This is a genomic window from Microcoleus sp. FACHB-68 (assembly GCF_014695715.1).
GTDB lineage: Bacteria > Cyanobacteriota > Cyanobacteriia > Cyanobacteriales > Oscillatoriaceae > FACHB-68.
In genome coordinates, this window is sequence record NZ_JACJOT010000002.1 from 91018 (window position 1) to 112846 (window position 21829).

The 21829-nt window shown below is 48.9% G+C and carries 35 protein-coding genes; 30 read left to right on the plus strand and 5 right to left on the minus strand.

Annotated features, from left to right (window positions below):
- Window positions 1-548 precede the first annotated feature (548 nt).
- The 5 genes from H6F73_RS01930 to H6F73_RS01950 form a co-directional block, all read right to left on the minus strand.
- Window positions 549-1157: a VWA domain-containing protein gene (locus tag H6F73_RS01930; RefSeq protein WP_190757149.1), complete on the minus strand. Its 609-nt coding sequence runs from the start codon at window positions 1155-1157 to the stop codon at window positions 549-551.
- Between the two features lie 180 nt (window positions 1158-1337).
- Window positions 1338-1937 carry a VWA domain-containing protein gene (locus H6F73_RS01935; RefSeq protein ID WP_190757150.1) on the minus strand — a complete coding sequence of 200 codons (600 nt, stop codon included), beginning with the start codon at window positions 1935-1937 and terminating at the stop codon, window positions 1338-1340.
- 128 nt (window positions 1938-2065) lie between these two features.
- On the minus strand, window positions 2066-2680 hold the full coding sequence (locus H6F73_RS01940) for a hypothetical protein (RefSeq protein WP_190757151.1): 615 nt from the start codon (window positions 2678-2680) through the stop codon (window positions 2066-2068).
- A gap of 196 nt (window positions 2681-2876) precedes the next feature.
- Complete coding sequence (locus tag H6F73_RS01945; RefSeq protein WP_190757152.1) at window positions 2877-3482, minus strand: VWA domain-containing protein; 606 nt, start codon at window positions 3480-3482, stop codon at window positions 2877-2879.
- A 106-nt stretch (window positions 3483-3588) separates the two neighbouring features.
- Entirely contained in the window at window positions 3589-4065 is a 477-nt protein-coding gene (locus tag H6F73_RS01950) for an NAD(P)H-quinone oxidoreductase subunit N (protein WP_190757153.1), read from the minus strand.
- 1080 nt (window positions 4066-5145) lie between these two features.
- Here H6F73_RS01950 and rplC point away from each other — a divergent pair.
- The 30 genes from rplC (at window position 5146) to rpmE (ending at window position 21746) form a co-directional block, all read left to right on the plus strand.
- Window positions 5146-5781, plus strand: coding sequence for a 50S ribosomal protein L3 (gene rplC, locus H6F73_RS01955; RefSeq protein ID WP_190757154.1), 636 nt, complete (start codon window positions 5146-5148; stop codon window positions 5779-5781).
- 72 nt (window positions 5782-5853) lie between these two features.
- A complete protein-coding gene (gene rplD, locus H6F73_RS01960) occupies window positions 5854-6489 on the plus strand; it encodes a 50S ribosomal protein L4 (protein WP_190757155.1) in 636 nt (211 codons plus the stop codon).
- Complete coding sequence (locus H6F73_RS01965; RefSeq protein WP_190670454.1) at window positions 6482-6784, plus strand: 50S ribosomal protein L23; 303 nt, start codon at window positions 6482-6484, stop codon at window positions 6782-6784. The genes rplD and H6F73_RS01965 overlap by 8 nt, the downstream gene beginning before the upstream one ends.
- A gap of 93 nt (window positions 6785-6877) precedes the next feature.
- Complete coding sequence (gene rplB / locus H6F73_RS01970) at window positions 6878-7741, plus strand: 50S ribosomal protein L2 (protein ID WP_190757156.1); 864 nt, start codon at window positions 6878-6880, stop codon at window positions 7739-7741.
- A 91-nt stretch (window positions 7742-7832) separates the two neighbouring features.
- Window positions 7833-8111: a 30S ribosomal protein S19 gene (rpsS, locus tag H6F73_RS01975; protein ID WP_190670462.1), complete on the plus strand. Its 279-nt coding sequence runs from the start codon at window positions 7833-7835 to the stop codon at window positions 8109-8111.
- A 100-nt stretch (window positions 8112-8211) separates the two neighbouring features.
- Window positions 8212-8571, plus strand: a complete 360-nt coding sequence (rplV, locus tag H6F73_RS01980; protein ID WP_190670471.1) for a 50S ribosomal protein L22 — start codon at window positions 8212-8214, stop codon at window positions 8569-8571.
- Between the two features lie 97 nt (window positions 8572-8668).
- A complete protein-coding gene (gene rpsC, locus H6F73_RS01985) occupies window positions 8669-9400 on the plus strand; it encodes a 30S ribosomal protein S3 (RefSeq protein WP_190757157.1) in 732 nt (243 codons plus the stop codon).
- A gap of 143 nt (window positions 9401-9543) precedes the next feature.
- Window positions 9544-9963, plus strand: coding sequence for a 50S ribosomal protein L16 (gene rplP / locus H6F73_RS01990; RefSeq protein WP_190757158.1), 420 nt, complete (start codon window positions 9544-9546; stop codon window positions 9961-9963).
- Window positions 9964-9966: 3 nt separating this feature from the next.
- On the plus strand, window positions 9967-10206 hold the full coding sequence (gene rpmC, locus H6F73_RS01995) for a 50S ribosomal protein L29 (RefSeq protein ID WP_190757159.1): 240 nt from the start codon (window positions 9967-9969) through the stop codon (window positions 10204-10206).
- 6 nt (window positions 10207-10212) lie between these two features.
- Entirely contained in the window at window positions 10213-10458 is a 246-nt protein-coding gene (rpsQ, locus tag H6F73_RS02000) for a 30S ribosomal protein S17 (RefSeq protein WP_190757160.1), read from the plus strand.
- Window positions 10459-10482: 24 nt separating this feature from the next.
- The gene (gene rplN, locus H6F73_RS02005; RefSeq protein ID WP_190670500.1) at window positions 10483-10848 is read left to right on the plus strand and encodes a 50S ribosomal protein L14; all 366 of its coding nucleotides are present in this window, start codon (window positions 10483-10485) and stop codon (window positions 10846-10848) included.
- Window positions 10848-11198 (plus strand): 50S ribosomal protein L24, encoded by a 351-nt coding sequence (rplX, locus tag H6F73_RS02010; RefSeq protein WP_190757161.1) that lies wholly within the window; start codon window positions 10848-10850, stop codon window positions 11196-11198. Before rplN ends, rplX begins: the two co-directional genes overlap by 1 nt.
- Before the next feature lie 98 nt (window positions 11199-11296).
- A complete protein-coding gene (gene rplE / locus H6F73_RS02015; protein WP_190757162.1) occupies window positions 11297-11842 on the plus strand; it encodes a 50S ribosomal protein L5 in 546 nt (181 codons plus the stop codon).
- A gap of 23 nt (window positions 11843-11865) precedes the next feature.
- Complete coding sequence (rpsH, locus tag H6F73_RS02020) at window positions 11866-12267, plus strand: 30S ribosomal protein S8 (protein WP_190670506.1); 402 nt, start codon at window positions 11866-11868, stop codon at window positions 12265-12267.
- Window positions 12268-12363: 96 nt separating this feature from the next.
- On the plus strand, window positions 12364-12912 hold the full coding sequence (gene rplF, locus H6F73_RS02025; RefSeq protein ID WP_190757163.1) for a 50S ribosomal protein L6: 549 nt from the start codon (window positions 12364-12366) through the stop codon (window positions 12910-12912).
- Entirely contained in the window at window positions 12909-13271 is a 363-nt protein-coding gene (gene rplR, locus H6F73_RS02030; RefSeq protein WP_190757164.1) for a 50S ribosomal protein L18, read from the plus strand. The genes rplF and rplR overlap by 4 nt, the downstream gene beginning before the upstream one ends.
- 91 nt (window positions 13272-13362) lie before the next feature.
- Window positions 13363-13902 carry a 30S ribosomal protein S5 gene (rpsE, locus tag H6F73_RS02035; RefSeq protein ID WP_190670514.1) on the plus strand — a complete coding sequence of 180 codons (540 nt, stop codon included), beginning with the start codon at window positions 13363-13365 and terminating at the stop codon, window positions 13900-13902.
- A gap of 90 nt (window positions 13903-13992) precedes the next feature.
- Entirely contained in the window at window positions 13993-14451 is a 459-nt protein-coding gene (rplO, locus tag H6F73_RS02040; RefSeq protein ID WP_190757165.1) for a 50S ribosomal protein L15, read from the plus strand.
- Window positions 14452-14516: 65 nt separating this feature from the next.
- Window positions 14517-15830 (plus strand): preprotein translocase subunit SecY, encoded by a 1314-nt coding sequence (gene secY, locus H6F73_RS02045; RefSeq protein WP_190757166.1) that lies wholly within the window; start codon window positions 14517-14519, stop codon window positions 15828-15830.
- Complete coding sequence (locus H6F73_RS02050) at window positions 15830-16384, plus strand: adenylate kinase (protein WP_190757167.1); 555 nt, start codon at window positions 15830-15832, stop codon at window positions 16382-16384. Before secY ends, H6F73_RS02050 begins: the two co-directional genes overlap by 1 nt.
- A 219-nt stretch (window positions 16385-16603) precedes the next feature.
- Window positions 16604-16828: a translation initiation factor IF-1 gene (infA, locus tag H6F73_RS02055; RefSeq protein ID WP_008191178.1), complete on the plus strand. Its 225-nt coding sequence runs from the start codon at window positions 16604-16606 to the stop codon at window positions 16826-16828.
- A gap of 110 nt (window positions 16829-16938) precedes the next feature.
- Window positions 16939-17052, plus strand: coding sequence for a 50S ribosomal protein L36 (rpmJ, locus tag H6F73_RS02060; RefSeq protein WP_006618079.1), 114 nt, complete (start codon window positions 16939-16941; stop codon window positions 17050-17052).
- Between the two features lie 86 nt (window positions 17053-17138).
- A complete protein-coding gene (gene rpsM / locus H6F73_RS02065; RefSeq protein ID WP_190757168.1) occupies window positions 17139-17522 on the plus strand; it encodes a 30S ribosomal protein S13 in 384 nt (127 codons plus the stop codon).
- A 53-nt stretch (window positions 17523-17575) separates the two neighbouring features.
- Window positions 17576-17971, plus strand: coding sequence for a 30S ribosomal protein S11 (gene rpsK, locus H6F73_RS02070; RefSeq protein WP_190757169.1), 396 nt, complete (start codon window positions 17576-17578; stop codon window positions 17969-17971).
- 141 nt (window positions 17972-18112) lie between these two features.
- Window positions 18113-19060 (plus strand): DNA-directed RNA polymerase subunit alpha, encoded by a 948-nt coding sequence (locus tag H6F73_RS02075; protein WP_190757170.1) that lies wholly within the window; start codon window positions 18113-18115, stop codon window positions 19058-19060.
- Between the two features lie 105 nt (window positions 19061-19165).
- Window positions 19166-19516 carry a 50S ribosomal protein L17 gene (rplQ, locus tag H6F73_RS02080; RefSeq protein WP_190670553.1) on the plus strand — a complete coding sequence of 117 codons (351 nt, stop codon included), beginning with the start codon at window positions 19166-19168 and terminating at the stop codon, window positions 19514-19516.
- Window positions 19517-19600: 84 nt separating this feature from the next.
- Complete coding sequence (truA, locus tag H6F73_RS02085) at window positions 19601-20479, plus strand: tRNA pseudouridine(38-40) synthase TruA (protein ID WP_190757171.1); 879 nt, start codon at window positions 19601-19603, stop codon at window positions 20477-20479.
- 24 nt (window positions 20480-20503) lie between these two features.
- Window positions 20504-20965 (plus strand): 50S ribosomal protein L13, encoded by a 462-nt coding sequence (rplM, locus tag H6F73_RS02090; RefSeq protein ID WP_190757172.1) that lies wholly within the window; start codon window positions 20504-20506, stop codon window positions 20963-20965.
- Window positions 20965-21378 (plus strand): 30S ribosomal protein S9, encoded by a 414-nt coding sequence (gene rpsI / locus H6F73_RS02095; protein WP_190670572.1) that lies wholly within the window; start codon window positions 20965-20967, stop codon window positions 21376-21378. The genes rplM and rpsI overlap by 1 nt, the downstream gene beginning before the upstream one ends.
- Before the next feature lie 122 nt (window positions 21379-21500).
- Complete coding sequence (gene rpmE / locus H6F73_RS02100) at window positions 21501-21746, plus strand: 50S ribosomal protein L31 (protein ID WP_190757173.1); 246 nt, start codon at window positions 21501-21503, stop codon at window positions 21744-21746.
- Window positions 21747-21829: the final 83 nt, after the last annotated feature.

Consider the following 21829-nt stretch of genomic DNA (forward strand, 5'->3'; position numbering starts at 1 on the left):
TAACCTGCTAGCTAGTCTTGGTTCGAGTCGCCTGTTGATGGGTGATAGAGACTTTTCCCCATCTTCCCTTCTCTGCTTGTGTCTAGTGGTATATAGCCTTGAGCGTAGAGAAAGGGAACGACTGTTTTTTGCAACCCTGTATTTACGTCTTTAGATACCGGCTGCCGGTGATTGCTGGTGAAATCTCAGGCTTTTAGGAAGTTGATGCCGGTGAGTTCTCTGCTCATTATCTGGCAAAAATGTACCTAGATATCTCTGTCAAAAGGAGGATGATAAAAGTTGGGCGCAATGTATAGGATAAGCGCTTAGCGGCAAGATGAGTCGCCCTTTAAGCTTTCAATCATCTATCTTGCATATTTTATTGGGTGGTGTATGGGAGTGGTGCGGGTGCGGTAGAGATAAAAGTTAAAGGTAAAAGACAGTGAAAAGTGACGAGCTTGAATTTTGGTTCGTCACTTTTTACGCTTTAAGGGAAAATAGCTTTTAACTTTTGCTTACGGGTTTTATGGCTCTCTCCCACACAATATGCAAGTTAATTGCATATCTACTCAATCATTAATGGCATTGAGCAGCACTTCTGCTAGAGTGATATCTGCCATATCATCAATGGTAATCGTGTCGCAAATATCGAATTTTGCGCCGGCACCTTGCAACTCATCATCCAATGCCTTTAAAAATCGGCTGGCGGTGGCGTCCGATCCAACTTGTATGATAGAAATGCCAAGTTCTTCATCGCGATCCATCCGGCGAGATGCTTCAATAATGGCTTTCATCACGGCTTTGCGATCATCGGGTTCCCCATCTGTCACCACTAAAATAGTTTCTCCGCCGGCTTTTATTTGTCCCGCTGCTTTACGCTGAAAATATTGATTTGTTGCATCTTGCAACACAGCAGCAAGGTTTGTTGTGCCGGCAGGATCATTTTCTTGAAAAATCTGTGCAACTTTACTAGAAGTTACATTTTCGTAGCGTTTAAACCGGCTGGAAAATAGGTAAACTGTAATCCCATCTGGATCAAATTGTTCACATTTTCGTGCTAGCGCCAAAGTAGACTCCTGCGCTGCTTCCCAACGGCTTCTGCCACCTACCTGATCTGGGGTAGACATACTGCCGCTTTTATCAATAATTAATGTAAAATCCCGATTTTCTACTGCCATAATTGACCTTTCAAAGGTTAGTTGTTAGCAATGAGTGTAGGTTATTCCCCAAAATCATAATCTGGCTGCCGGTAAGGACGGGTTTAGGGAATTAGCTTTCTCAGGGAAAGTCTATTTTGTTTAAACCCGTCCTTGTATAAATTACTGATTTGGAGAATTAATCAAAAAATTCATGGCGAGTTAGTCTGAAACCGCATTCAGCAGCACTTCTGTTAAAGTCATCCCTTCCATGTCATCCAGGGTGACTGTATCGACAATATCAAACTTCGCGCCGGCACCTTGCAACTCATCATCCAAAGCTTTCAGAAACCGGGTGGCTGTTTGATCATTGCCAACCTGAATAAATGAGATCGCCAATTCTTCATCTCGATCCATTTGACGGGAGGTATCAATAATTACCTTCATCACCGCCCTACGATCATCGGGTTCTCCATCTGTTATGACTAAAATTGTTTCACCATTTGCTTTTATTTGACCTCCTGCTTTACGCTTTAAGTAATTACTGGTGGCATCTTGCAGGACAGCAGCCAGGTTTGTTGTCCCTGATGGATCGTTTTCTTGAAAAATCTGTGCAACTTTACTAGAAGTTACATTTTCGTAGCGTTTGAACTTGCCTGAAAATAGGTAAACTGTAATTCCATCTGGATCAAATTGCTCGCATTTTCGCGCGAGTGCCAAGGTAGACTCCTGTGCCGTATCCCAGCGACTTCTGCCAGTTGCCTCTGGAGTAGACATACTGCCGCTTTTATCGATGATTAAGGTGTAATCACGAGCTTCCAAAGTATTACCTCCTTTTACCAAGAGAAAACCTCCTGTGTTATCATGGCTTCTGAATCTAGCCTATCCCACTTTCTCAACAATCCCGAAGCAATTTTAGATTTTCCGATTTCAATTTTCTAAAATCGCTTTTACGGGGCTTCCTGCAAAGCTTGCAAATAATCAATCGCCGCTTCTTGTTTTGACGGATATTTATAAGCAAACTCTTCAAACCACAGTCCTTCATCTGATAGAGGATCTAAGGTTTTTAACCACGCTTGCGCTTGCTTGCTGATTGCTTCCCGCTGTTGCTGTTTTAACTTTTCCTGCCGGATCTGTTCTTCTTTAAGCTGTTGCTGTCTCTTCTGTTCCTCAGCTTTGGCTTCCTCCTCGTACTCGCCTTTAAGTTCCGCTAATAAGTTATTTTCTGGTAAAGAAACTAAATTGTTCTGCAACCCGTTTTCGTGTATAGTAGGTGAGAGAAGTTGGGGGAGTGCAGAAATTTCCTCGGTTAAATCAGGCAATGCGTTTACTTTGGCCGGCTTCACAGAACTTAGAGCATTTGTCTCTTCATACTCGCGCTTAAGTTCGGCTAATAAGTTATCTTCCGGTAAAGTAGAAAAATTGCTGAGCAATACCTTTTCACCAGCAGCCGGCGCTGCAGAGGTTTGTGCAGTTAAGTTAGGCGGTATTTTTGATTCTGCCGGCTCCACAGAACTCTGATATTCTGTTCTAACGTCAGCTAATAAGCGCTCTATCGAGTCCATAAATTTAACCCCTAAAGGTTTTTAACAACCATTGCAACAATGATATTGATAAGCAAGCATTCAGCTATCAGGGATCAACTGTAAAAGGTGACAACTGGAGGGTTTCTGGCGCTTCAGAATCATTCCCCAGTCTCACGTCTTCTGCCAGCAAGATTTTCAGCGGCTGCCGGCTGAATGCTTTCTTGAGTAGATGCTCTTAATCAATAATGGCATTGAGCAATACTTCTGTCAGGGTCAGATCTTCCATATCATCCATCGTGATAGTATCGACAATGTCAAACTTCGCGCCGGCACCTTGCAGATCGTCATCCAGCGCTTTGAGAAACTGAGTCGCAGTGGCATCTGTACCGACTTGCACGAATGAAATTGCCAATTCTTCATCGCGATCCAGCCGGCGAGACGCTTCAATGATGACTTTCATCACGGCTTTGCGATCATCCGGTTCCCCGTCTGTCACCACCAAAATTGTCTCCCCATTGGCTTTCGTCTGGCGGGCTGCTTTGCGTTGAAAATAACTATTAAGGGCATCAACCAAGACGCCGGCTAAATCAGTTCTTCCAGAAGGCTCATTTTCTTGAAATATCTGGGAGACTCTGTTGGAGGTAACGTTGTCGTAGCGTTTAAACCGACCCGAAAACAAGTAAACTGTTAATCCATCGGGGTCAAATTCCTCACATTTACTCGCTAAAGCCAGGGCAGACTCCTGCATCGCAACCCAGCGACTTTTACCCCCCTGCTGATCTTTCGTGGACATACTGCCGCTTTTGTCAATAATTAAGGTATAGTCACGGTTTTCTAGCATAAGTATCTCCCCAATAGACTTAGTTTTCTTTAAAGGTATTAAACCCAGCCAGATGATTTAAGGAGTAGGGGGTTGGCGAATCGGTTTCCCCCCTCCTTCTTTCCCCTTAAGCAGGAACCAACATATTTTTAAGCGGCATCCACCGGAAGACGCGATCGCCACCCATCTCAATTGCAACTTTCACTCGTGGTTCTATGCTAGGTAAAGTCGTTAAATATTCAATTTCCTGGCGCGACAAGATCTGTCCTTCCAACATCCAAAGCACCAGTCCTTTTGACTTAGGCGGTAAGTGCGCTAATTGAGTGCTAATCAGTGCCGGCACATAATAGGTATAGCCAACTGCACCCTCATTGCCCGTACCTTTTTTACCGAGGTGAGGGGGACGTACTCCATGAGTGCCGGTTAAATAGGCTGCCAAATCCCCTAAACCCCGCGCAGAAAGGTTGTAAGTGTTATAGCCGGCTGCCCTTACCCGCCGCTGATAGCGCCCTTCATATCCCCCTTCTAATGGTACATACAGTCCCAGCGCCCCGTGCTTTTCCAGATCACGGATTAACCCGCCCCCCGTAGTAATCAGTCCCATAACTGTGCCGTCTACCTTTTTATAGTTTTGTTAATGCCTGCTGGAATTTTACCGTGAATTGGGGTGGCTGCGGTTGCACAGGGCAAGCCGGTGATACCGAGTTGTTCATACGTGTTGGGGAAAACTTCGCCCCGACTACAGGGAACTTACAATGCCTGAGTGCGAGTATTGCGGGGAAACGAGCAACGGCATGACACCATAAATTAACAGATTTAGAAAGGTATCAAATGGAATAAACTTGAGTGACGTTATAGATTCAAAATACTTATTAGGAATATTTTAAAAAGTTTCAAGTAATCGCATCGCATCATTAGGCTGTGTTTGCTGTTTTTAAATTAAAGAGCAAGTTTTTTTTAACGACAAAAAATATTAATCCTTGACCTTCCCATCAAAATTAATCAACTCAGGTGTCAATCAATGTTAGATTAGAAAGATTCAAGTTAAGCTTCCTGAAATCGAAACGGCTGACTCCTGGCGTTGTAAGCGTTAATGCTCTACAGCACAATCAGCCGGCCCATTGCCAAACCCGTTGATGTTCGCCTTGGGCCAGAGTTTCATTCCATCGTCTAAATAAATTTTGAGATTTATGTAGACAAGTGCCGCAAGATGGTTTAGTATCTTAGATTGTCGGCAAAAATTCAGGCAAAGACCTCTTCGCAAGAGAGGTAAACGCTCGGAAGTGTTGACAGAGGTGGAACAGAACCCCCAAGTCTATCCTGAGCAGATCCAGAGTATGTGACACTGCGCTTCTAAAGGATCGGCCAAGCAGGAAAAAAGATCGAGGGCACTGTTGTCCCACTGGGTCAGCAAAGCGCTGTCGCTTCTAAATCGGATACTAAGCAGCAAACTGCTTAAGTCCAAAAGGGAAACCTCCGCAAGCCGAAGTAAATACTCGGCAAATGGCAGCTTTCAAAAGGCTGATTAAATTGTTGGTAAATCGCCCTCACAGTTAATCTCCTAAAAGTTTAGGGGATTGCTGCTGGCTGGTTGTTCTAACAAAGGTTTATGGGAGCAAAGGTCATAGTCGCGCCCGTAATCCGAATATATAGTAGTGCGTAAAAAAGGGAGACCCTTAAACCCGTGGCTGTAGGTATTATTGGCACAAAACTCGGCATGACCCAAGTATTTGACGCTGAAGGGAGATCAATTCCTGTCACCGTCATCCAAGCCGGTCCATGCCCCGTTACACAGATTAAAACCAAACAAACAGATGGCTACACAGCCATCCAAGTTGGGTACGGCGATGTGAAACCGAAAGCTCTTAATAGACCGCTGCTGGGGCATCTGGCCAAGTCCAGTACCACGCCGGTGCGTCACCTGCTTGAGTATCGCTTGGATAACACCGGCGATTATGAACTGGGGCAGCAACTTAAAGCCGATATGTTCACCGCCGGCCAAATTGTAGATGTCGTTGGCACCAGCATCGGTCGGGGCTTTGCCGGCTATCAAAAACGACACAACTTTAAGCGCGGGCCAATGGCTCACGGTTCCAAAAATCACAGACTACCCGGTTCCACCGGCGCAGGCACAACCCCCGGTCGGGTTTACCCTGGCAAGCGGATGGCCGGTCGCCTGGGTGGCAAACAAGTCACCATTCGCAAGCTGGAAATCGTTCGCGTAGATGCCGAGCGCAACCTGCTGCTAATTAAAGGAGCCGTTCCCGGTAAACCTGGAGCCTTACTCAGCATCAAGCCGGCAACAACAGTAGGTCGGTAGTCATTTGTCAAGCGTCATTTGCAGGCGAAATAAAGACAAAAGACAAAAGACAAAAGACAAAGGACAAAAAACATGGTTACTTGTGTAGTGCGAGACTGGCAAGGACAAGAAGTCTCCGAAGCAACGCTAGATTTAAGAGTGGCGAAAGAAGAAAACGCCGCACACATTGTCCACAGAGCATTGAGACTGCAACAGGTCAATGGGCGGCAGGGAACAGCCAGCGCCAAAACCAGAGCCGAAGTCAGAGGTGGCGGACGCAAACCCTGGCGTCAGAAAGGAACAGGTCGCGCCCGTGCCGGTTCTATCCGTTCACCCCTGTGGCGGGGCGGCGGCGTAATCTTTGGACCCAAACCCAGAGATTATGACATCAAAATGAACCGCAAAGAGCGGCGTCTGGCGCTTCGGACCGTTCTCCAAAGTCGGGCCGCCGAAGACATGATCGTGGTGAGCGACTTTAAAGAACAGCTATCACGTCCAAAAACCAAAGAATTATTGGCCGCCTTCACGCGTTGGGGAATTGAGCCAGACGCCAAGGTTCTGTTGATCTTGGACGAGCGAGAAGAAAACGTTTACTTATCAGCTCGCAACGTCTCGAATTTAAAGCTCATATCAGCAGCAAACTTGAATATTTTTGATCTGCTTCATGCAGACAAAATTGTTGTGAGTGCAGAGGCACTGGCTAAAATTCAGGAGGTGTACAGTGAGTGAATACAATCAGCGCGGACTAGCCGATTTAATCCATCGCCCCATCGTTAGCGAAAAAGCAACGATGTTAATGGAACTAAACAAATACACATTTGAAGTTGTTCCCAAAGCGACCAAACCAGAAATTAAAGCCGCAATTGAATACCTGTTTAATGTCAAAGTCCTGAGTGTCAACACTCAAAGACCGCCGCGCAAAAAGAAACGGGTTGGCCGATTTGTAGGGTTCAAAGCGCTCTACAAACGTGCAATTGTAACTTTGGCACCGGGTGATACCATCACCTTGTTCCCAGAAGTCTAAATTCGCCAGCAGTCAGTGGCATCACCGAAGCGTGCGAAAGGCCACTAAAAGCGGACAGTAGACAACAGACAACTGACAACTGAGAAAAAAGTTATGGGCATCCGTTCTTACCGGCCATACACACCAAGCACACGCCAACGCACCGTCTCCGACTTTTCCGAGGTGACGCGTGATGAGCCAGAAAAATCGCTAACCCGCTCACGACACCGCCCCAAAGGCCGGAATAATCGTGGTGTCATTACAACCCGGCACCGGGGTGGGGGCCACAAGCGCCTGTACCGGATTGTTGACTTTCGCCGTAACAAGCACAATATCCCAGCGAAAGTTGCAGCTATTGAGTACGATCCGAATCGTAACGCTCGGCTTGCACTGCTGTACTACCAAGATGGAGAAAAGCGTTACATTCTTCATCCCGTTGGGTTAACCGTCGGCACCCACATCATTTCCGGACCCGAATCCCCGATTGAAATTGGCAACGCCTTGCCTTTGGGCAATATCCCGTTAGGGACAGGCGTCCACAACGTAGAACTGACACCCGGTCGGGGTGGCCAAATAGTTCGAGCTGCCGGCGCAACCGCTCAGGTAATGGCCAAAGAAGGCAACTATGTCACCCTCAGACTGCCTTCGGGTGAAGTCCGGATGGTGCGGCGCGAGTGCTATGCCACCATTGGCCAAGTTGGCAACCTTGAGGCCAGAAACATCAAAGTTGGCAAAGCAGGGCGGACTCGGTGGAAAGGCATCCGGCCTACTGTCCGAGGCAGCGTAATGAACCCGGTTGATCACCCACACGGCGGTGGTGAGGGCAAAGCGCCAATCGGTAGATCCGGCCCAGTGACACCTTGGGGTAAGCCAGCTTTGGGTGCCAAGACTCGTAAGCGCAAGAAACAAAGTAGCGCTTTAATTGTGCGCCGTCGCCGTAAATCCTCCAAACGAGGGCGTGGCGGTAGAGAGTCCTAGAATTTTCAATTTTAGATTTTCGAGCTTCAAAAAAACCTCCGAAATCTAGACTCCGCGCATCAATCAAAAATCCAAGATTCAAAATTGAACTATGGGTCGTTCTCTCAAAAAAGGTCCTTTCGTTGCTGACCATCTGCTTACCAAAGTAGAAAACTTGAATGCCAAAGGCGAAAAACAGGTCATCAAAACCTGGTCACGCGCCTCAACAATCTTGCCCCTGATGGTTGGTCACACCATCGCCGTCCATAACGGACGGCAGCACGTACCCGTCTATGTGACCGAGCAAATGGTCGGTCACAAATTAGGTGAATTTGCCCCGACCCGAACTTTCCGGGGACACGCTAAGGGCGATAAAAAGGCACGTCGTTAGATGAATTTAGAACAAAGAATTAAGAATGAAGAAAGAGATAATCGTTTTTAATTCTTAATTCTTAATTCTCAATTCTCAATTCTCAATTCTCAATTTTATTATGGCTATTGAAACCACTGAAGAAGTCAAAGCGATCGCGCGATACATTCGGATGTCTCCTCATAAGGTGCGTCGGGTGCTTGACCAGATTCGGGGGCGTTCCTATCGGGAAGCGCTGATTATTCTGGAGTTTATGCCTTACCGTGCCTGTGAGCCGGTGCTGAACGTGCTCCGCTCAGCCGTCGCCAATGCTGAACACAATCTGGGGCTTGACCCGGCTAAGCTAACGGTCAGTCAGGCATTTGCGGATCAAGGGCCATCACTCAAGCGCTTCCGGCCTCGCGCTCAAGGTCGCGCTTACCAAATTCGGAAGCCAACCTGTCACATTACCGTGGCTGTGGCTCCTGCATTAGAAGACTAATTTAGAAAGCAGGAGCGGTTTTGGATTTTGGATTTTAGATTTTAGATTCAATCCAAAATCCAAAATCTGAAATCTAAAGTCGTTAGAGGACGCATCCGTGGGACAAAAAATACATCCAGTCGGTTTTCGTTTAGGTGTCACCCAAGAACACCGCTCGCGCTGGTTTGCCGATTCCAATCGTTATCCAGAAGTTTTGCAAGAGGATCACAAAATCCGCAAGTACGTGCAGAAAACCCTCAGTAATGCAGGGATTTCTGAAGTGCGTATTGAACGCAAAGCTGACCAGATCGATCTAGAAGTCCGCACAGCCCGACCCGGCGTCGTTGTGGGACGGGGTGGCCAAGGTATCGAAAGTTTACGCACCGGCCTTCTAGAAATGCTCGGTGGCGGCAACCGCCAAATCCGCATTAATGTTGTGGAAGTGGCTAGAGTAGACGCCGATGCAGCGTTAATTGCCGAATACATCGCCGGACAATTAGAGCGGCGGGTTTCCTTCCGACGAGTTGTGCGCCAAGCCATCCAACGCGCCCAAAAAGCCGGTGTGGAAGGCATCAAAATACAAGTCAGCGGTCGCCTTAACGGCGCAGAAATCGCCCGCACCGAATGGACTCGCGAAGGAAGAGTGCCCCTGCACACCTTACGCGCAGACATTGACTACTCCTACTGCACCGCCAAAACCATTTATGGAATTCTTGGCGTCAAAGTTTGGGTTTTCAAAGGCGAAATCATTCCCGGACAGCAAGACGTGGCTCCGACAAACGTGGCTCAGCCCAAGCGCCGGCAACAGCGACGCCGCCAGCAGTTTGAAGACCGCTCAAATGAAGGATAACTGTAAAACCTCATCAGTTATCTGTTGGGACTGTCAGCGGTCAGCGGTCAGCGGTCAGCCGCCAAAAGGATCACAGCCAACGACTGACAGCTGAGCGCCCGCAGCCGGCATTCTTAGAACTGACAACTGACAACTGACAAATCATGTTAAGTCCTAAAAGAACAAAATTCCGCAAGCAGCAGCGCGGACGGATGACAGGTCAGGCAACTAGGGGCAACACACTCAACTTTGGCGAGTTTGCCCTCCAAGCGCTAGAGCCGTCCTGGATCACCTCCCGCCAAATTGAAGCCAGCCGTCGTGCCATGACCCGCTACATTCGCCGGGGTGGCAAAATCTGGATTCGCATTTTCCCAGACAAACCCGTAACCATGCGGGCTGCCGAAACCCGGATGGGTTCCGGTAAAGGTTCGCCAGAATTCTGGGTAGCCGTGGTCAAACCCGGTCGAATTCTCTTTGAAATTGGGGGCGTCACTGAAGAGATAGCCCGTGAAGCAATGCGCTTGGCTGCCTATAAGCTGCCCATCAAAACAAAGTTCATCTCGCGTGAAGAGGAGCAGTCATAGAATATGCCTTTTCCCAAGATTGAAGAAGCAAGAAGCTTAAGTGACGAGGAACTGGGTGAGGAAATTTTGGCTGTCAAACGCCAATTGTTTGAATTGCGGTTGCAGCAAGCGACTCGCCGGTTAGAAAAATCCCATCAGTTCAAGCACGCCCGACATCGGTTGGCCCAGCTGATGACTGTAGAATCCGAGCGCATGCGGTCATCCACGCAACAAGTCCCCTCACAAGCGGCAACCCAGGAGTAGGTAAACATGGCAGTTAAAGAACGAGTTGGCTTGGTTGTCAGCGACAAAATGCAAAAAACCGTTGTGGTGGCTATCGAAAACCGCTCGCCCCACCCTAAATACGGCAAAATTATGGTTCGCACCCAGCGTTACAAAGTTCACGACGAAGAAAACCGATGTAAGGAAGGCGATCGCGTCCGCATTCAGGAAACTCGGCCCCTGAGTCGCACCAAACGCTGGACGGTGATCGAAGTTCTCAACAGCGCCTCCTAAAACAAGGACAAAGGAAACCGAACCGTGATTCAGCAAGAGACCTACTTAAATGTGGCAGATAACAGCGGTGCACGCAAATTGATGTGCATCCGCGTTCTGGGGGGCAATCGGCGCTATGCCGGTGTGGGCGATGTGATTATTGCCGTCGTTAAAGATGCCACTCCGAATCAAGCCGTCAAAAAGTCGGATGTCGTGCGTGCTGTCATCGTCCGTACCCGTAAGGGACTGCGCCGGGACAGTGGCATGAGCATTCGCTTTGATGATAACGCCGCCGTGATTATTAACCAAGATGGCAACCCGCGAGGAACCCGCGTCTTTGGGCCGGTGGCTCGCGAACTGCGTGACAAGAACTTCACTAAAATTGTTTCCCTCGCGCCGGAGGTACTCTGATGGCCAAAAAAAGTGAAAACCCTGTAGTTCGCTACAAAATGCACGTCAAAAAAGGTGACACTGTTCAGGTGATCGCCGGCAAGGATAAGGGTAAGGTGGGAGAAATTCTCCAAACCCTTCCTAGAGAAAGCAAAGTGGTGGTTAAAGGGGTTAACGTCAAAACCAAGCACGTTAAACCCCAGCAAGAAGGTGAATCGGGCAAAATCATCAACTATGAAGCCCCGATCCACAGCTCCAATGTCATGCTTTACTCCAACAAGCAAAAAGTTGCCAGCCGCGTCTCTTATACCTTTACCGAAGAGGGTCGGAAGGTACGGATGCTCAAAAAGACCGGAGAAATCATTGATTAATTGTCATCTGTCCCTTATGCACAGCGCTTTGGACAAATGACTAACGAGAAATGACGAATTCTCTGACCAAGCCCAGGGAAAGTAAGGATCAAAAAATTATGCCAGGAAAACTCAAAACTCAGTACATCGAGACGATTGTTCCAAAACTGATGGAGCAGTTCAATTATAGGAACATTCATCAGGTGCCCAAGCTTGTGAAAGTCACCGTTAACCGTGGGTTAGGGGATGCCGCTCAGAATGCTAAGGCAATGGAAGCGTCTATCAAAGAAGTTGGGATTATTACAGGTCAAAAGCCAGTAGTCACTCGCGCGAAAAAAGCCATCGCCGGCTTTAAAATCCGCAAAGGAATGCCGGTTGGGATTATGGTCACTCTCAGGTCTGAGCGGATGTACGACTTCGTAGAGCGACTCATTAACCTGTCCCTGCCCCGAATTCGGGATTTTCGAGGCGTTAGTCCCAAGAGTTTTGATGGCCGGGGGAATTACACTCTAGGCGTCAGAGAGCAGCTAATTTTTCCAGAAATCGAATACGACACCATCGATCAAATTCGTGGTATGGACATTTCAATCATCACAACTGCAAACACCGACGAAGAGGGCCGCGCCTTGCTCAAAGAAATGGGTATGCCCTTCCGGACTAACTAAAGCAGTTTTATAAGGAGGGAACGATGGCGGTTAACGATACGATTGCAGATATGCTAACGCGCATTCGCAACTCCAGCCTAGCGCGGCATCAAACAACTGAGGTGCCGGCCACTAAAATGACTCGCAATATAGCCAAAGTTTTAAAAGATGAAGGTTTTATTGCTGAGTATGAAGAAGCAGGCGAAGGAGTAACACGGCATCTGGTGATTTCCTTAAAGTACAAAGGAAAGAACCGGCAACCGATTATTACAGCACTAAAGCGAGTCAGTAAGCCTGGGTTGCGGGTTTACTCAAACCGACAAGAATTACCACGAGTTTTGGGGGGCATTGGTATTGCCATCATTTCTACGTCGTCTGGCATTATGACCGATCGCGAAGCTCGGCGAACCGGCGTAGGTGGGGAAGTGCTTTGTTATGTCTGGTAAAACTCAGAAATCACAACTGGGGCGTGAAAAAATCTTTTTCAATCCCCAGTGTGAATTCTGAATTCCCAACTCTGAATTCTTAAGGAGAAACCAGTTATGTCTCGCATTGGCAAGCGCCCCATTCCTATCCCCAATAAAGTGACGGTCGCAATTGAGGGGCAGCAGGTAGCAGTTAAGGGGCCAAAAGGTGAACTTTCTAGAGTTTTGCCGGCAGAAGTCACCGTCGAAGAGGAAGATGGCACATTACACGTCAAGCGCAAGGATGAGTCCCGGCCAGCACGTCAGCGCCACGGATTATGCCGAACCTTAGTGTCTAACATGGTTGATGGCGTCTCCCAAGGCTTTCAAAAACGCCTGGAAATCCAAGGCGTTGGTTATCGGGCGCAAACCCAAGGGCGAACGCTGATTCTCAACGTGGGCTACAGCAAACCCGTTGAAATTCAACCGCCTGACGGTATCCAAATCGCCGTGGAAAACAACACAAATGTGGTTGTCAGCGGCATTGATAAAGAAATCGTGGGAAACACTGCCGCCAGAATTCGCGCTGTCCGACCCCCGGAAGTCTATAAAGGCAAAGGCATTCGCTATGCCGGTGAAGTCGTCAGACGTAAGGTTGGTAAGGCAGGAGGTAAGGGTAAGAAATGAAGCTGACTCGTACAGAATCAATCAAGCGCCGGCACCGGCGCGTTCGACGCCAGGTGTTTGGCACCCCAGATCGTCCCAGACTGGCAGTGTTTCGCTCTCACCAGCATATTTATGCACAGGTGATCGACGATACCCAGCACCAGACCTTAGTGGCGGCCTCGACGATAGACACAGAGCTAAAATCAGAAGTGAACTCTGGCTCTAACTGTGAAGCGTCGGCTCAAGTTGGAAAGCTGATCGCACAGCGATTGCTGGCCAAAGGCATTGAGAAAGTCGTTTTTGATCGCGGTGGCAACCTGTACCACGGTCGCGTCAAAGCGCTAGCAGAAGCCGCTCGTGAAGCCGGCTTAGATTTTTAAGAGTTTTGAGTTTTGAGTTTTAAGTTTTGAATGAAATCACGACTCAAAACTCAAAAATCAAAATTCAAAACTAACTTAAAAGGACAAAACTATGGCGGAACAACAACAGCAACAGCGACGTAAAAAAAGCAGTCGCAATCGCGAAAAAGAAACCGAGTGGCAAGAGCGGGTTGTTCAGATCCGCCGCGTTACCAAAGTGGTGAAAGGCGGTAAAAAACTCAGCTTCCGCGCGATCGTCGTTGTTGGCAACGAACGGGGCCAAGTGGGTGTTGGCGTAGGCAAAGCAAGTGACGTAATCAGTGCTGTTAAAAAAGGCGTGGTTGATGGCAAAAAGCACTTGATTGAGGTTCCCCTCACCAAGTCCAATTCCATCCCTCATCCCGCAAATGGGGCGGCAACTGGAGCCAAAGTGATGATGCGTCCTGCTTCACCTGGAACTGGGGTAATTGCCGGGGGAGCTGTGCGGACGGTACTGGAACTGGCCGGTGTCCGCAATATTTTAGCCAAGCAACTTGGCTCGAACAATCCTCTAAATAATGCCCGCGCGGCAGTCAATGCCTTATCCGGTCTCCGCACCTTTTCTGATGTGGCCGAAGAGCGCGGAATTCCAATTGAAAATCTCTACATTTAGTCACTTGTCACTTGTCACCAGTCAAAGGTGTAAAAACCAGGGACGAAGGGCAAACGATGAAGGGCAAAAGACAAAAAACAACTGAAGAGTATGAGAATACAAGATGCGGTGCCCAAAAAGGGCTCTACAAAGCGCAAACGCCGCTTAGGTCGGGGTATTGCTGCCGGCCAAGGTGCTAGCGCCGGCAAAGGAATGCGCGGTCAAAAAGCCAGATCGGGTAGCAGTACCCGGCCCGGTTTTGAAGGTGGTCAAATGCCTCTTTACAGGCGCTTGCCCAAGCTTAAGCACTTTACCGTCATTAATCGTAAACATTACACTACGATTAATGTAAGATCGCTGGCCTCACTCCCCGCCAACACAGAAGTGACTTTAGCCTCACTCATGGAGGCCGGTATTGTCACATCAAATGACGGCTCGCTGAAAATTTTAGGCGATGGGGATTTGAACGTCCCACTTAACGTAAAAGCCTCTGCCTTTACAGCTAGCGCCCGTTCCAAAATTGAAGCTGCGGGTGGCAGTTGTGAAGTTGTATCTGGAAGGGGAAGTTAGCAGCCTTGGCGATTGCTAGGAGTGCCCAGCGTCCTTGCCAATCTATGTAGGAGAGGGATGCCTGAATGGTCGTTAGTCGAGACAAAGCTCCAACTGCTCAAGAAACCTTTATGCAGATGGCTCAAGCTGCCGGCCTCCGAGGTCGGCTGCTTGTCACTGTCGGTCTGCTGATATTGGTACGATTGGGCGTATTCTTACCCGTACCGGGCGTTGATCGAAATGCGTTTGAAGCCAACATTAGCAACAGTCCATTAATTGGTTTTTTGGACTTTTTCTCTGGAGGCGGCATTCGCACTTTGGGAATTTTCGCCCTAGGAATTTTGCCCTACATTAACGCTTCTATCATTTTGCAGCTGATGACAGCAGCAATTCCGGCTTTAGAGGAGTTGCAGAAAAATGAAGGGGAAGCGGGCCGGCGGAAAATTTCCCAGATTACTCGTTATGTGGCCTTGGGATGGGCGATTATTCAAAGTATTGGTATTGCCCTGTGGATTTCTAATTCCCAAGCTGCGATCAATCCTGGCCCTTTATTTATCGCCTTCACGGCGCTGGCTCTCACTGCCGGTTCTATGTTTGTCATGTGGGTGTCAGAACTGATTACAGAACGGGGGATTGGCAATGGGGCTTCCCTGTTAATTTTCCTCAACATTGTGGCGGTACTACCCCGCTCCTTAGGGCAAACAATTGAATACGCCCAAACAGGAGGCCGGGAAAACGTTGGTCGCGTCATCATGCTACTGATCGTTTTCTTGATCATGATTGTGGGGATTGTATTTGTTCAAGAAGGAACTCGGCGAATTCCCATCATCTCAGCACGCCGGCAAGTCGGTAAACGCCTTTATAAAGAGCAAAAAAGCTATTTGCCGCTGCGTTTGAATCAAGGGGGCGTCATGCCCATCATCTTTGCGTCAGCTGTCTTGATTTTGCCTTATTCCTTAGCTCAATTCACTCGCAACGATCTGTTAATCAAAATCGCTCAATATCTGAGTCCTGGGGGTCCTATCCCATTTCTCTATGAAGCGTTCTACCTGAGTTTGATTTTGTTCTTTAGCTATTTCTATGCTTCCTTAATCGTTAACCCAGTGGATATGGCTCAAAACTTGAAAAAGATGGGAGCTAGTATTCCGGGTATTCGTCCAGGTCGGACCACGAGTGAGTATGTCGAGCGCGTTTTAAACCGGCTAACCTTCTTAGGTGCTATTTTCCTCGGTTTGGTGGCCATCGTGCCAACAGTTGTGGAAACGGCGACTCGTGTTAAGACGTTTCAGGGGCTTGGCGCAACCTCACTGCTAATTTTAGTGGGGGTTGCCATTGATACGGCGAAACAAATTCAAACTTACGTGATTTCCCAGCGATACGAAGGAATGGTGAAGCAGTAGTGACGCGATTGATTTTTTTAGGGCCTCCAGGAGCCGGTAAAGGCACACAAGCTCATCTACTCGCTGAGCTTTGCCACATTCCCCATATTTCAACCGGCGATATTTTGCGAGCCTGCGTCGCAGAAAAAACTCCTTTGGGTGAAAAAGCCCAAGGATACATGGATCGCGGCGAGTTAGTGCCTGATGAGCTGATCCTGGAGATGGTGCGGGAACGTCTGGGCCAACCGGATGCTAAAGCCGGCTGGATTTTAGATGGCTTCCCGCGTAACGTCACTCAGGCTACCTTTTTGGATAAGCTGCTCCAAGAATTAGAACAGCACTCGGATCGTGTTGTCAACTTAGACGTGCCTGATGCCGTCTTGGTGGAACGAATGCTAAGCCGAGGGCGCAAAGATGATAACGAAGAGACCATTCGCCGGCGTCTGGAAGTTTATAGGGAACAAACAGCACCGCTGATTGACTATTACAGCGGACAGCAGCAGCTCGTTTCTGTTAATGGCAATCAATCGATGCAGGAGGTCACGACCGCACTCAAACAACTCATTGAGTCCTGATCGGCACGCCAGTGCGCGGGACTGAGGGCGTTGCCTGACCGTTCACTCAAATTCTTCATCTGAGTCAAGACTGCTTGCCTGATAAGTGTCAGACTGCTTTGGGTGAAAGCTTTGCTAAGATATGTAAAGCTAGAGTGCCCTGAGCAGTTCCAGACTCAGTGGAAAGAAAAAAACTGTTGGGTTGAGTTCTAGATACAGTCGCGTCAAGGAAAAAACACATTGGCTAAGCAAGATTTAATTGAGATGGAAGGCACGGTGACTGAATCCCTGCCCAATGCGATGTTTCGCGTTGACCTAGATAATGGGTTTAATGTTCTCGCTCATATCTCCGGCAAAATCCGGCGCAATTACATCAAAATTTTGCCAGGAGATCGCGTCAAAGTCGAGCTAACGCCCTATGACTTGACGAAAGGGAGAATTACTTACCGGCTTCGCAAGAAGTAGCTTTAGATAAAACGGTTTAAAAAACTCAGACAAGGAAAAATTTGCTGAGTTTTTTGCAATCCCAACAGAAATTGATATAATATTACGTTTGTAGTGCTGCCAAAAAAGGCATGAAAGTTAGAGCATCAGTCAAAAAGATTTGCGAGAAATGCCGCGTCATTCGTCGTCGCGGTCGGGTCATGGTAATTTGTTCTAACCCGAAACACAAGCAACGTCAAGGTTAGCTTACCCAAATCTCACAGAGATGTCCATCTGGCATCTGCCCATTTGAGATTTTTAGCAACAAAGTAAAGAATAGGGAGAAAAAAACGTGGCACGGATTGCCGGGGTAGACCTTCCTCGCGATAAGCGCGTCGAAATCGGTCTGACCTACATTTATGGGATTGGGCTATCTAGGTCCAAAGATATTCTAGCCGCCACGGGTGTCAATCCTGACACCCGCATCAAAGATTTAAGTGACGCGGATGTAGCGGCCTTAAGAGAAGCGGTAGAAAGCGACTATCAAGTTGAAGGGGATCTCAGGCGCTTAGAGGGGATGAACATCAAGCGCCTCATGGATATCGGCACCTACCGGGGTCGCCGCCATCGCTTGGGACTGCCAGTTCGGGGACAGAGAACCCGCACAAATGCTCGAACCCGTCGCGGTGCCCGTCGGACCGTTGCCGGTAAGAAGAAGGCAGCGGCTAAGAAGTAAGCGCCTTCTAGAACTAACAACAATCAACTTAAAACCCTCTCAAACAGACCGATATGGCGCGACAAACACCAAAAAAAACAGGGGCGCGGAAGCAAAAACGGAACGTCCCCAATGGGGTAGCCTACATTCAGTCTACCTTTAATAACACCATTGTCACGATCACCGATCAAAACGGTGAGGTGATTTCCTGGGCCTCAGCCGGCTCTAGCGGCTTCAAGGGAGCCAAAAAAGGCACCCCCTTTGCCGCTCAAACAGCAGCTGAGAGCGCGGCTAGACGAGCCGGCGACCAGGGTATGCGCCAAATAGAAGTGATGGTGAGTGGGCCAGGATCGGGTCGAGAAACTGCGATACGTGCCTTACAAGGTGCTGGGCTAGAAATCACACTGATTCGGGACATTACCCCAATTCCCCACAATGGCTGCCGCCCACCAAAACGGCGGCGAGTTTAGGCACTCGACAGCCAACAGGCAAAACACAACAAAGAATTTCTTTGACTTTTGCCTGAGGAAACACAGCTGGGTATCAAGCCAGCATTCATAGAGGGAGGCTATGTGAGCCTTCCAGGGATCAAGGAGAAGGGAGGTCACTCCGTGGCGCAGTTTCAGATTGAATGTGTAGAGTCCAACACTGAGAAAGACCAGGGCCAGTACGGCAAATTTGTTTTGGAGCCGCTGGAGAGGGGGCAAGGAACCACGGTCGGCAATGCGCTGAGGCGGGTGCTACTGTCTAACCTGGAAGGTGCGGCAGTGACGGCTGTCCGCATTGCGGGGGTTAATCACGAGTTTGCCACTATTCCGGGGGTGCGGGAGGATGTGCTGGAAATCCTCCTCAACATGAAGGAAGTTGTCCTCAAAACCTATTCCTCTCAACCCCAGATTGGTCGATTGCTCGTAAATGGGCCAGCTACCGTTACAGCATCACAGTTCGATCTGCCATCTGAGGTCGAAGTGGTCGATCAGATCCAATATGTGGCCACCCTCTCAGAGGGAGCCACTTTGGAAATGGAATTTCGGATTGAAAAAGGCAGAGGCTATCGAGCGGTTGACCGCAGTCGCGACGAAGCTCCTGCGTTAGACTTTCTCCAGATTGACGCGATCTTTATGCCGGTTCGTAAAGTCAACTACAGCGTTGAGGATGCCCGCGTTGGGGGTTCTCTGGAGAAAGATCGGCTAATTATGGAAATCTGGACGAATGGCAGCCTCACCCCCCAAGAGGCTCTCAGCCAAGCTGCAAATATTCTGGTTGATCTGTTCAATCCGCTCAAGGATATCAACCTTGAGACACTGGATAAAGCCGATGAATTCCCAGAAGATCCAACCAGCCAGATTCCAATTGAAGAGTTGCAGCTCTCAGTGCGAGCCTATAACTGTCTCAAGCGGGCGCAAATTAACTCAGTAGCCGACTTACTGGATTACAGCCAAGAAGATCTTTTAGAGATCAAAAACTTCGGTCAAAAGTCCGCTGAAGAAGTGATTGAAGCTTTGCAGAAGCGTTTAGGCATTACGCTGCCGCAAGAAAAATCGGCGAAAACCACCTAAAAAAGGGACAAGGGACAAGCACGCGGGAAAAACTAATTTTCCACTTTTCCCTTCTCCCTTTTTCATTCTGATTTCTCACTTTGTAATTATACTTTAGAATTCCCTATGCGTCACGGTTGTCGTGTTCCTCAACTCGGTAAGCCGGCAGATCAGCGTCGGGCTTTGCTCAGAGCGCTGACCACCGAGCTGCTCCGCCACGGTCGGATTACTACCACAAAAACGCGGGCCAAAGCGGTTCGCTCGGAAGCTGACCGGATCATTACCTTGGCCAAAGATGGCTCTCTATCTGCCCGCCGCCAAGCCCTCGGCTATATCTACGACAAACAGCTCGTCCATGCGCTGTTTGAACAAGTGGCTACTCGCTATGGCAATCGAAACGGCGGGTATACCCGGGTTCTGCGAACCATGCCCAGACGAGGTGACAATGCTGAAATGGCGATTATCGAACTCGTTTGATGTCATGGGTCATTGGTCATTGGCGAATGCTAATGGTTGATGGCTAATGGGAATTAGCAATTAGCTGTTAGTAATTTGCAAAAGATGGATAGCGCACATTGCCCAACCAACACACAGCGAATTGCCCTGGTGATTCAATACCTGGGCACTCATTTTCATGGTTGGCAACGGCAACCCCATCATCGAAGTGTGCAGGAAGACATTGAAAAAGTCTTGCAATCTGTACTCAATCGGCCAGTGACTCTTTATGGAGCCGGTCGCACCGATGCCGGCGTCCACGCAGCAGCTCAGGTCGCTCACTTTGATGCCACCGGCACCATTCCGGGCCATCGGTGGGCAGCAGTTCTCAATACCAGGTTGCCCAAAGATGTTCTGGTTCGGGCCTCGGCCTCAGTGCCTTCAGACTGGCACGCTCGCTTCTGTGCCGAGTGGCGTCGTTATCGCTACAGCCTCTATACAGAAGCGCAACCCAACTTGTTTGTGCAACCCTTTGCTTGGCATTATTATCATGCTCCCTTAGATGAATCATTAATCCAAGCAGCCTTAAAACCGCTGGTTGGTTACCATCATCTGGCTGCTTTTCACCGAGCTGGATCGCAGCGCAAGCATTCTTGGGTGGAAGTACACGTCGCTGAGTGCTACCGGCAAGGGCCATTCCTTCATATCGAAGTGCAAGCCAATGGCTTCCTCTATGGCATGATGCGCCTGCTCGTCGGGCTGCTGGTTCAAGTGGGCAGGGGACAGCGGTCGCTGGCCAATTTCCAAGAACTGTGGACAAACGAGCGCCGTGAAGAAGTCAAGTATGCAGCACCGGCTCACGGACTCTGCTTGCTAAGAGTTGGCTATCCCGACTCCCCGTTTCCCCCAGATATCTGGTTTGACACCATGCCCAAATTCGTCTTTGGTTCTTCGTCCCTTGTCCCAGCGCAAATGACAAAAGACGAAAAACAAAAGATTTTTTAAAGATGACAAAGGACATAATGACAAATGAGCGAAAACAAAACTTTCCTACCCAATCCAACTTCTATCGAGAAAAACTGGTACGTTGTGGATGCCGCTGACCAGCGCTTAGGCCGGCTGGCTACTGCAGTCGCCATGATTTTACGGGGTAAAAACAAACCCATCTACACCCCTCACATCGATACCGGGGACTTTGTGATCGTGGTAAATGCCGAAAAAATCAACGTCACCGGCAAAAAACGCACCCAGAAACTCTACCGGCGCACTTCCGGCAGACCGGGCGGCATGAAAACAGAAACCTTCGCCAAATTGCAAGCTCGCATCCCCGAAAGGATCGTTGAGCAAGCCGTGAAGGGGATGCTGCCCAAAAACAGCCTCGGCAGACAACTGTTTACCAATCTCAAAGTCTACGCCGGACCCGACCATCCCCACGAAGCTCAAAAACCCCAAACCCTGAATATTCAAACGATTCCCGGAGGACAAGACTAATGCAAGCAACCGAACAAAGCGGTCGCGCCATGTACTGGGGCACCGGACGCCGTAAATCATCCGTCGCACGAGTGCGCCTGGTTCCCGGTACCGGCCAGCTGCTCATCAACGGTCGAACTGGAGAAGATTACCTGCAATTTAATGCCGGTTATCAAGCTGCCGCCAAGGCTCCCTTAGAAACCTTGGGCCTGGAAAATGAATATGACATCCTGGTTAAAGTTCAAGGCGGCGGATTGACCGGCCAAGCAGAATCCATTCGTCTAGGCGTCGCCCGTGCCCTTTGCCAGCTAGACCCAGACAACCGCCAACCGTTGAAAATCGAAGGGTATTTAACCCGCGATCCCCGCGCCAAAGAACGGAAGAAATACGGTCTGCGTAAAGCCCGTAAGGCACCTCAATACTCTAAGCGCTAAGTCAAACGTCCTTTGTCTTCTGTCCTTTGCCCCTTATTTAAACGCAAAGGACTCAGGGCAAACGATACAGGCCAATGAGCGTTAAAATGATTTCAGAGTCAACCGATTAAGAGTCGAAAACGATGGCAAAACCTGATATTCATCCCCAGTGGTATCCCGACGCCAAGGTTTACTGCAACGGGGAATTAGTCATGACGATTGGTTCCACAAAGCCCGAACTGCACGTTGATGTTTGGTCTGGCAACCACCCCTACTACACCGGCACCCAGAAAATTATTGACACAGAAGGCCGCGTTGAGCGCTTCTTGCGTAAGTACGGCATGGGAAGCGAAGCTCCTGCAGGCGAGCAAGGCAAAAAGAAAAGGTAGCAGGGCTGTCAGCAAGAAGTTTTGAGGAATTGAGTTTTGAATTAACTCAAAACTCAGCACTCAGCCCTAGGCCACTAAACACA